General features: G+C 50.4%; 5 protein-coding genes. 3 read left to right on the top strand and 2 right to left on the bottom strand.

The window, feature by feature from the left end:
- Positions 1–348: 348 nt before the first annotated feature.
- The 3 genes from ACTHS3_RS01095 (at position 349) to ACTHS3_RS01085 (ending at position 3375) form a co-directional block, all read left to right on the top strand.
- Positions 349–1392: a sulfate ABC transporter substrate-binding protein gene (locus ACTHS3_RS01095; protein ID WP_191620581.1), complete on the top strand. Its 1044-nt coding sequence runs from the start codon at positions 349–351 to the stop codon at positions 1390–1392.
- Positions 1393–1469: 77 nt separating this feature from the next.
- Positions 1470–2528, top strand: coding sequence for a DNA polymerase IV (gene dinB, locus ACTHS3_RS01090; protein WP_004521080.1), 1059 nt, complete (start codon positions 1470–1472; stop codon positions 2526–2528).
- Positions 2529–2643: 115 nt separating this feature from the next.
- Positions 2644–3375 (top strand): phosphoadenylyl-sulfate reductase, encoded by a 732-nt coding sequence (locus ACTHS3_RS01085; RefSeq protein WP_004521081.1) that lies wholly within the window; start codon positions 2644–2646, stop codon positions 3373–3375.
- A gap of 59 nt (positions 3376–3434) precedes the next feature.
- Here the strand turns inward: ACTHS3_RS01085 and recB are convergent, their stop codons facing one another.
- Both recB and ACTHS3_RS01075 read right to left on the bottom strand, forming a co-directional pair.
- A complete protein-coding gene (gene recB, locus ACTHS3_RS01080) occupies positions 3435–7091 on the bottom strand; it encodes an exodeoxyribonuclease V subunit beta (protein WP_070625424.1) in 3657 nt (1218 codons plus the stop codon).
- 144 nt (positions 7092–7235) lie between these two features.
- Positions 7236–9833, bottom strand: a 2598-nt coding sequence (locus ACTHS3_RS01075; protein ID WP_440366876.1) for a beta strand repeat-containing protein, incomplete at its 5' end; no start/stop codon positions are given.

The following is a 9833-nucleotide window of genomic DNA, read 5'->3' as shown; positions in this document are numbered from 1 at the left end:
GCCGGCAGGCTGATGTGTCGGTGCGGCCACCCAAACATCGTGTGCCTGTGCCACTGCGCCCAATCCCAGCAATCCTAAAAGCATCCATTGTTTCATAGTTTCTACACTCCATCTTTCGATTATTGAATAAAACGCCTAATGATTCGGCGAATACGAACGGTACTCTTTTTTATTAACTTTGTAAATAATATGGTTTAGATTTTATAGTTATAAATAATTATTTTTTGATTTCAGACGGCCTCGGTTTATATAACCAAAACTGATAAACCCAAAAGCAAACATTATTTCCCGTTTGCCTCCGATCCCGATAAAGTATCGCCATACTTTTAATAGGAGCCGACCATGAATATCCGTACCCTTTCTTTTGCCGCATTGACCGCCGCGCTGGCGTTGAGTGCCTGCTCTCCCAAAAACGAACAATCTGCCGACAATGCCGCTTCCGCAGGCAAGGGCGGTAATGTGAAGCTGTTGAACGTCTCTTATGATGTCGCACGAGATTTTTATAAAGAATACAATCCTTTGTTTGTTAAAGAATATGCTGCGAAAAACGGCGGTGCAACGGTTGAAGTCCAACAGTCGCACGGCGGCTCCAGCAAGCAGGCTTTGGCTGTCGCCAATGGTTTGGCTGCCGATGTGGTGACCATGAACCAGACTTCCGATATCGAGCTTTTGGTGAAAAAAGGTTTGGTCAAAGCCGATTGGAACACCCGTCTGCCGGACAATGCCGTGCCTTATACCAGTAACGTCGTTTTCTTGGTACGCAAAGGCAATCCAAAACACATCCAAGACTGGGGCGATTTGGCCAAAGACGGCGTGCAAATCGTTTTGGCGAACCCGAAAACCACCGGCAACGGCCGCTACGCCTTTTTGGGTGCGTACGGTTATGGCTTGAAAGTGAATAACGGCGATGAAGGCAAAACCAAAGATTTTGTGGCCGCATTGCTGAAAAACACGCCTGTATTTGAAAACGGCGGTCGCGCGGCAACGACGACCTTCAGTCAACGCAATATCGGCGATGTCTTGGTTACCTTTGAAAATGAGGCCAACTACGTCAGCAAAAAGCTGACCCAAGACCAGTTTGAAATCGTTTATCCGAGCTACACCATTCTTTCCGAAGCACCGGTTGCCGTCGTGGACAGCGTAGTCGACAAAAAAGGCACACGCTCCGCTGCCGAAGCCTATCTGCAAAACCTCTGGAGCGAACCGGCTCAAGAGTTGGCCGCCAATCTTTATCTGCGTCCGCGCAATGCCGAAGTATTGGCGAAACACAAAGCCGATTTCCCTGAGATTGAGACGTTTAATCCGAATGAGAAATTTGGCCCGTGGGAAGAAATCATGAAAAAATTCTTTGCCGACGGCGGATTGTTTGACCAGCTTTCCAGTAAAAAATAAGGCTTAAACATAGAGGCCGTCTGAAACTTCAGACGGCCTTTTGTTACAATAAGCCTTTTTCTTATCCACCTTTTCCCATGTCCCAACGCAAAATCATCCATATCGATATGGACGCATTCTACGCTTCGGTAGAACTACACGAGCAGCCGCACCTGAAAGGGCTGCCTGTCGTTGTGGCGTGGGACGGTACGCGGTCGGTCATTTGTGCCGCTTCTTATGAGGCGCGCAAATTCGGTTTGCACTCAGCCATGTCGGTGGCAACGGCGAAAAGGCTGTGTCCGCAGGCGGTGTTTGTGCAGCCTCATTTCGATTTGTACCGTCAAGTGTCGGCGCAGATTCATGCCGTGTTTCGGCGTTATACCGATTTGATCGAGCCTTTGTCTTTGGACGAAGCCTATTTGGATGTTACCCAAAATTTTGAAAATATCCCGTACGCCAGCGAAGTGGCCAAACGTATTCGTGCTGAAATTTTTGAAGAAACCGGTTTGACAGCCTCCGCGGGTATCGCGCCCAATAAGTTTTTGGCCAAAATCGCTTCTGACTGGCGCAAACCGAACGGGCAGTTTGTGCTGCCGCCGCAAAAAATCATGGCGTTTTTGGAGAGCCTGCCGTTGGGTAAGATTCCCGGTGTCGGCAAAGTTACACTGAAAAAGATGAATGCCCTCGGTATGCAAACCGCCGGCGATTTGCGCCGTTTTGAGCGCGGCGAACTTTTAAACCATTTCGGCCGCTACGGCTACCGCCTTTACGATTTGGCACGCGGTATCGACGAGCGGCCGGTCAAAGCCGAACGCGAACGCCTGCAAATCTCAACCGAAATCACCTTACCCGAAGATTTGTCTTTGGCGCAGGCTTCAAGCCATTTGCCGCACCTCGCCGAAGACCTCTGGCGGCAAATCGAACGCAAAAACGTCGAAGCCAAAGGCGTTACCCTCAAACTCAAAACCCACGATTTCCGCATTATCACGCGTTCGCTGACGTATTCTTCCGTCCTTCCCGATAGCGCCTCGCTGCTTCAGGCAGCGCATACTTTGCTGCAACGCATACCTCCGCAACGTGAAGACGCCTTCCGCCTGATCGGTATCGGCGTGAGCCATTTGCTGCCGAAAAACCAGCAGCAGACGCTTTGGTTATAAAGAAATAGAAAAGCATTCTTTCCGTTTGAAGATAGGGCGCTGGACAATATTGTTCCATAACCATATCGGCAGCCGTTTCAACAGGCCGTCTGAAAATTATTAGGAACAACCAGCCATGTCTTTATTCCGCCCACAACTCTGGAAAATCCCCGAAATCAGCGATGCCGAACGCCGCCAACTGCCTGAGTTGGCAGCCGCTTTGGAGCACCGTTTGCAAGACATTGCCGCACGCTATCCGCAAGCCGTCTTCGCATCCAGCCTTGCGGTTGAGGATATGGTCATTACCGATGCCGTGTGCCGTCTGAAACTGCCCATCCGCATCATCACGCTAAATACGGGCAAACTCAATCCCGAAACCGCCTCGCTGATTGCCGAAACCAATGCGCGTTATCAAACCGAATTGGAAGTGTTTTATCCCAATCGACAAACCGCCGCCGAATTTGAAGCGGAGTTTGGTACGACCGCGATGTACGACAGTGTCGAGTTGCGCCGCCGTTGCTGCCATATCCGCAAAATTGAACCGCTCAACCGCGCTTTGCACAACGCGCCTGCATGGCTGACCGGACAACGCCGCAGCCAGTCCGAAACGCGCAGCGAATTGAATTTTGAAGAGCTGGATACAGGCCGCAACATCGCCAAATTCAATCCTATTTTCGATTGGGAAGAGCAGGATGTTTGGGCATATGCGCACGAGCACCAAGTTCCGCTTAATGCGCTGTATCATCAAGGCTATCCCAGCATTGGGTGCGAACCCTGCACGCGTCCAGTCAAGCTGGGCGAAAATATCCGCGCCGGGCGATGGTGGTGGGAAAGCAAAGACAGTAAGGAATGCGGTTTGCACAAATAATCAAAGGCCGTCTGAAAACGTTTCAGACGGCCTTTTTGACGGTTTAACAAGATGATTTATCAAGTATTTGCTTTTCGTTCAACAAAAGTGGAAAGCAGGGCGGTATCGATGTCCCATTTCCAGATGCCTTGATCCGAGCCGTCCATGCCGCGCAGGAAGAGGTAGCGGATGGCGATTTGGGGCAAGGGCTTGCCGCGCAGGGCATAGTAGCGCGCGATGGCAACGGCGTAGATCAGGGCTTGCAGGTAGTAGTGATGATGCGCCACAGCTTCGTTCATCGCCTGTTGCGTGTAGGCGCTTGCATCGTTGCCCAAATGGTTGGATTTGTAGTCGATTAAAACGACATTGCTGTCTGAATCTTGGCAAACCATATCAATAAAGCCGTTTAAATAGCCTTGCAAATCATGGAAATCAAGCAGTTGCGCGGCTTGGACGCATTCTGGCGGCAGGTTTGCTTCGCTTGAGGCAAACCAACGGCGCAAGTCGTCCAGTTTGAAATCGTCCATGTACAGGGTGAACCCCATTTCGGGCAGGCGTCGGGTCGTCGGAATCTGTGACAGGCTCTCGTTGATTAAAGGCGTAAGGCGGCAGGTATCGAGCATGGTGATTACCGTCGGCAGCCATTTGTCTTCAAAGCTATGGCGTTGCAAAACTTCGGCAATCATTTCGGATTGGCTCTCGGCAGAGGCGGCGAAATCGAGTTTTTCCAGCATTTCATGCAAACATACGCCGGCATTGGTGCCGCGGGGGAAATGGTGGATATCGAGGCCGTCTGAAAGTGGGGGCGGCAGGTTTTCAGACGGCATGGCACGGTCTGCGCTTTCTGCCGGATCGATGGCAGGTTGCAAAGGCTCGTGTTGTTCGTCGGTTGACTTGGTGTGCCGGCTCAAACCGGTAAAGCTGGTGTGGCGGATAAAGTCAAAATCGCGGCGTTTAATGCTATGTGCGCTAAAAGCTTGGTCTTGCTGGCGGCTGTATTGATAGACGGTTTCCGGCGGGGCTTCTTCCGTGAAGGCAAACTCCGTATTTTCAGGCGCGTTTTTGATAAAGCGTTGCCAGTTGGTTTTAAGCATTTCTACAACGTCTGTCGCGCTTTTATAGCTTTGGCTGACGCTCTCGCGGCCGGCATCCGACAAACCTTCGAGCAGATAGGCAAAAGGATTGTTTGGCGTACAGTTTTTGTTGGCGGCGGCGTAGATATTGAGCTGTTCTTCGGCGCGGGTAAGGGCGACATAAAGTAGGCGTAAATCTTCTGCCGTCTTTTCGTCGGCAAGATGGCTTAGTTCTGCTTCCGAGGTTTGCGATTTTGCCAGTAGCTCGGTTTCGTGGCTTTCAGTATGCAGGATTTTCCAGTTTTCTTTGGAATTGTCTTTGGTATCCCACGCGAAGGGGCAGTACACCAAAGGATATTGCAAACCTTTCGACGCGTGCATGGTAACGATTTTGACCAGTTTTTCGTCGCTTTCAAGACGGATGGTTTGCGCGTCTGATGGGAAATGGCCGCTGCGTGCACGGCTGATTTGTTCGTTCAGCCATTTATGCAGGGCGGCAGGGTTGCGGCTTTGACTGTCTTCTTCGGCCAAAAGCTCCAGAATTTGGTAGTAGTTGGTCAGGCTGCGCTCGTTGCCGCCTTTGAGCAGGCGTGTTTCGATGTCATGTAGGGCGGCAAACTGCTGCACGGCGGCAAAAATGCCGCCTTTCCGCCATTTTTCCATGGCTTGGGCAGATGACTCTAGCCATTTCAGCAGCTGGTGTTCGTTATGGTTGAGTTCGTAAATCTCTTTGGCGGTATAGCCGAATAAAACGCCGGTCAAGACAAAGCGCAGCCAGTCGGTTTGCCTTGGGTTGAGCCAAAAGCCGATCAGCGCGGACAGCGAATCTGCCTCGGCGGAATCGAAAACGGACTGGCGCGACAGCAACACGCTTTGGATACGGCGCTGTTTCAGTTTACCGGCAATCATCGCCGCTTCGTTGTTGGTGCGCACCAAAACCGCAATATCGCCGGACTCCAGCGCGCGGCCTTTGAAGTTCAGACGGCCTTCGGCTGCTTCATTGAGCGCAAAGGCAATTTCATCGGCGCAATATTCGGCGGCACGGCCACGCAAAATCTCTTTGTTGGTCTGATCGTCCGTGTTGAGCCAGCGTACTTGGATGGCGGGACGGTGTGGCGACAGCCGGCTTTCGGCGCGGCTGGCGGAGACATCGCTGTAATCGATATTTTCCAAGACGAAGGGGTGTTTTTTTTGTTTGAACAAGGCGCTGATGCCGTTAATCAGCTTGGCATGGCTGCGGTAGTTGACGGCGAGGGTGTAATGCCTGTCCGCATCTTGCGCAGCTTGCAGATAGGCGTAAATGTCCGCACCGCGAAAGCTGTAAATCGCCTGCTTGGGGTCGCCAACGAGAAACAGCGGGCAGCCTTGTTCGATAAAAATTTGGCGGAAAATTTCGTATTGCAGCGGGTCGGTATCTTGGAATTCGTCAATCAGCGCGATTTCCCAGTTTGCCGCCGCCGCTTTTGCCAACGCGTTGCCGTGTTCATTGGTGGTCAATGCCTGATGGACGTCCAGCAGCAAATCGTCAAACACGCGCTCGCGGCGTGATTTTTTTTGTTCGGCAATGGACTGATTGATGTGGGAAAGGAGGTCGAGTTGCAGGCGGATGAAGACCGCTTCTTCCGCGCTTTCCATTGCCTGCAAATCACGACCGAGATTGGCCAAGGCTTGCAGCTGAATAATTTCCGGCATATCGGCATCGGTTTTATATTCTTTTTTCAGTTTGCTGTTGAGCGTGTCGATACTGAAGAGGCTTAATTTTTCTAGCGTTTGTTTGCTCAGGCGGGGCAGACGGTTGGATTCGGCGTTTGTTTTTAAATCGGTAAAAACATTTTCAAAGGTTTTTCTTTTGTAGGTTTGGCCGTTAAGTTTGGGAAAAATTGCCCAAAATGCTTTTTCCAAGTCTTCCAACTGAGCGCAAACTTTTTGCCATGTTTCTTGAAGGTTGGCTTGGGCTTCTTTCAAATCGCCTTCAGACCGTCTGAATTTCAGATAGGGGCGGCCGGTATAGCTTTTGATTTCGGCAAGCATTTCTTCGGGCGTGCATTTCCGGTCAAAAACCAATTGTGCCAATGTGGCATCGGTTGCCACTTTCTGCCGCCAAAAGTCTTGTGCAGGAATCAGCAGCCTCTCGCGCGAGTCGTCCGACAGCTCGACATCCAAAGGTGCGCCGCACAAAAACGCGTAATCGCGCAAGACGCGCTGACAGAAGCCGTGGATGGTGTAAATAGAGGAGTTGTCAAACTGGCTCAGCGCGGCTTTGAGGCGGAGAATCAGGCGATGGCAGCTTTCTTGTCCGTCTTGCTCGCCTAAAGCCAAAGGAATCAAGCGATTGAGAAAGTCATCGGGGGATTTTTTCTCTTTTTCGTAATATTTGTTCAGGCCGTCTGAAATATGTTCCGGCTCGCCGCCCAAAGTTTGGATTTCGTTCAAAACCTGCAACACTTCGTCCAAACGTGCGCGCAAACGGGTTTTCAGTTCTGCCGTCGCCGCTTTGGTAAAGGTAACGACCAGAATTTTCTCGATGTCTTTTTTTTCTAAAACAATCAGTCGGGTAAAGAGCGCGGCAATGCCGTAGGTTTTACCCGTACCGGCAGAAGCTTCGATAAGGTTGGTGCCGTCGATGGAAAGTGTGAGCGCGTCAAAAGGAAGGGCGGAAGACATGGTAGGAACGGAATAATATTAGCGAGGCATTATCATAACAGAGATAGTGTGTTGTTTTGCATTGATGATAAAAATGCCGTCTGAGAACTTTCTGTTTTCAGACGGCATGTCTTAATGGCTATTAAATGACTTCAATAGCGCATCTTAGTAGCGCAAACGGCGTTTGGCGTAGCTTGGTTGGCGAGGACGATAGGTATAACGGTTCGCCGCAGGAGCTTTACTGTCGTCATAGTAGTACGCAACATTATTACCGTTGATGGTCGTATTGTTGACGCTCAAACCGGTTGGAGAGCCGGTAGTAATAACAACATTGTCGCTTTGGATGGTGTTTGCCGTATTGGTTACGTTGGCTTCGTTTTTACCTTTGGCGTTGATGCCGCCGTTTGGTTTGCCTGAAGCGTAGCTGCCGTTGACATTGATGGTCAGATTTTTTTCGTTAACGCTGCTGATCGCGCCGGAAGTATTGACTTTGTTGCCTTCTACTTCAACGGAGTTGTTGGATACCAAGTTGGTACCGTGCAGGTTGACGTCGCCGTTGTTGGCATTGATTTTAATCTCATTGCCGGCCGCTACATTCGCGCCTGCGGCGGTAGAAGAAGCGTTATCGGTTTTGTTGACGCCGACAGAGCCGTTGACGTGAGGAACGGCAACACCGGTTTCAACATTGATTGTCGCGCCAGCGCCGATACCGACATTAACAGCTGTACCTTGGTTGGAGGCAGTATTGGCTGACTCGGTGAAGGTTACGCCGTTGCCTGCGGTAATGTTGACGTTGTTGTTGGCGGTAATGTTGGATGCGATTTCAGCAGAGTCTTTGGCGTTGATGACAACATTGGTCGCATTCATATCGCCTTTGACGGCGGTAGATTCTTTTTTGTTTTCATCAGCGTAGTTGACGTTCAGGTTGGCATTCACATCAACGTTTGAACCATCTTTGGTGTATGCGCCGACAGTCAAAGAAGCGCCGCCTTGTTTACTGCTGCTGTTGCTGGTGTTGTGGGCGGCAGTGTTGTGGTATGAACCTGCATCAATGTTAATCGCACCGGTCACATCGTATTTTGTACCTTCATCAGACACTTTGTCATTTGCCAAAACGATGGCATTGCCTGCGTTGATGGTGGTTACGGTTGCAGTGGATTCATTGTGGGTCGAGGAGTTGCCTTGACCTTGTGCAGTGATTTCACCGCCGATGCCTTTGTTGGTACTGATGCCGGCAGAAACGACCAAACCGCCGCCGTTTTGTTTCACATCGGATTTTGCACCGCTGTGTGCCGCTGCATGGGTAACGTTTTTGGCAGCTTCAACCACATTGCCGGTCGCATTAATCACTGTACCTTCTTGATTAATATTGCCGTTTGCAGTGATGGTGGCGTTGCCGCCGGTGTTGATGTTGGATACATGAGATGTATTCGTTACGGTAGTTGCATCTGTTTTGGTGCTGGTAATGCCGACAGATACGCCGACGCCTGCAACGTTATTTTTTTCGTATGCAGTAGCAGATACGCCCAAATCAGTTACGCGTCCGGATTCGGTCACAGTGTTGCTGCCTTTGGATGCAACAACATTGACGTCATTGGCTGCGGAAATGTTGACAGATTCTTCGCCGTTGACTTGGCTACCGCTGACGGTAACGTTTGAGTTGGAAGACAACTGGGTGTTTTTACCGGTCAAAATGCTGCCGTTCAGGCCGACAGAGTGGGTGTCGGTGTGGGTATCGGTGAATTTAATACCGGCTTTGGCAGTCACGCTGCCGTTTTCTTTATTGGTTTCGGTGCCAGAGTAGCCTTTGATGGAATACTCGTTGACCTGTTTGTTTTCTACCGCTTTGGCAGCATCAATGGTCAAATCGCCTGCGGAAGAAAGTTGCAGTTTTTGTGCCGCAAACAATGCAGAACCGATCACATTGATGTCTTTGTTGGAAACAACGGTCAGGTCGGCATTGGAAACCAAGGTAGAACCGGTTACTTTTTCAATGCTGCTGTTGCTGCTGGTTTTAGAGGTAGTGATATTGAAAATCGTACCTTTACGCGCGCTTTGTGCGGAAGTATCGGTGCTGGTGGCGTTTTTAATATCGACATTGCCTGCTTTGGAGCTGACGAATGTACCGGCTTGGCCTTCAACGGTACTGCCGTAAACGTTGACGCCGTTTTTTGCACCCAAAACTATGTTTGAGTTGGCAGTAATGCTGCTGCCGTGCAGGTTTTCGGTACGGTTGTTTTGAACTTGGCTTTCACCGCCGAACAGGCCGCCCCAGTATTTTTTCTGGTCGTCGAGGCTGTTGGTGTTGATGGTGGTTTGAGTACCCAAGTTGATGTTGTTGACATCGGTAACGACATTGCCGTTTGCCGCAATGCTTGCGCCGTAAGTGCTCAAATCGCCTTCGGAAATCAAACCGATATCACCGGCTGCGGAGATTTTGGTTTGATGGGCGGTAGAGTTTTTGGAAGATTTTGTAGCGATACCGGTATTCAGGGCAGCAGTTTCATTTTTGAAGCTGACATAAGTCGAGCTGCTGTCGGTTTCGCTGTTGCTGCTTAATACGATTCCTTGTTGGGCGGCAATGCGTGCATCAGCAGCCGAGTTCAGTTCGGTCGCATCCAATTGAACTTTGCCGGTGGTGGCAATATTGACAGAACCGGCATTGATTTTGGTTTGATGCAGGCTTTCGTCAGCAGAGGAGCTCAGGTTGTTGTTGTACCAAAGGCCTTTGCTTTGAGTGTGGTCGGATTCTGTACGGTTGGT

Source organism: Neisseria sp. P0009.S007 (assembly GCF_051962515.1).
This window is presented reverse-complemented; position numbering and strand designations above follow the sequence as displayed.

Bases quoted from the DNA above. Each gene is read 5' to 3' on its own strand.
- dinB (WP_004521080.1), top strand. From the start codon at position 1,470: ATGTCCCAACGCAAAATCATCCATATCGATATGGACGCATTCTACGCT.
- ACTHS3_RS01085 (WP_004521081.1), top strand. From the start codon at position 2,644: ATGTCTTTATTCCGCCCACAACTCTGGAAAATCCCCGAAATCAGCGAT.
- recB (WP_070625424.1), bottom strand. From the start codon at position 7,091: ATGTCTTCCGCCCTTCCTTTTGACGCGCTCACACTTTCCATCGACGGC.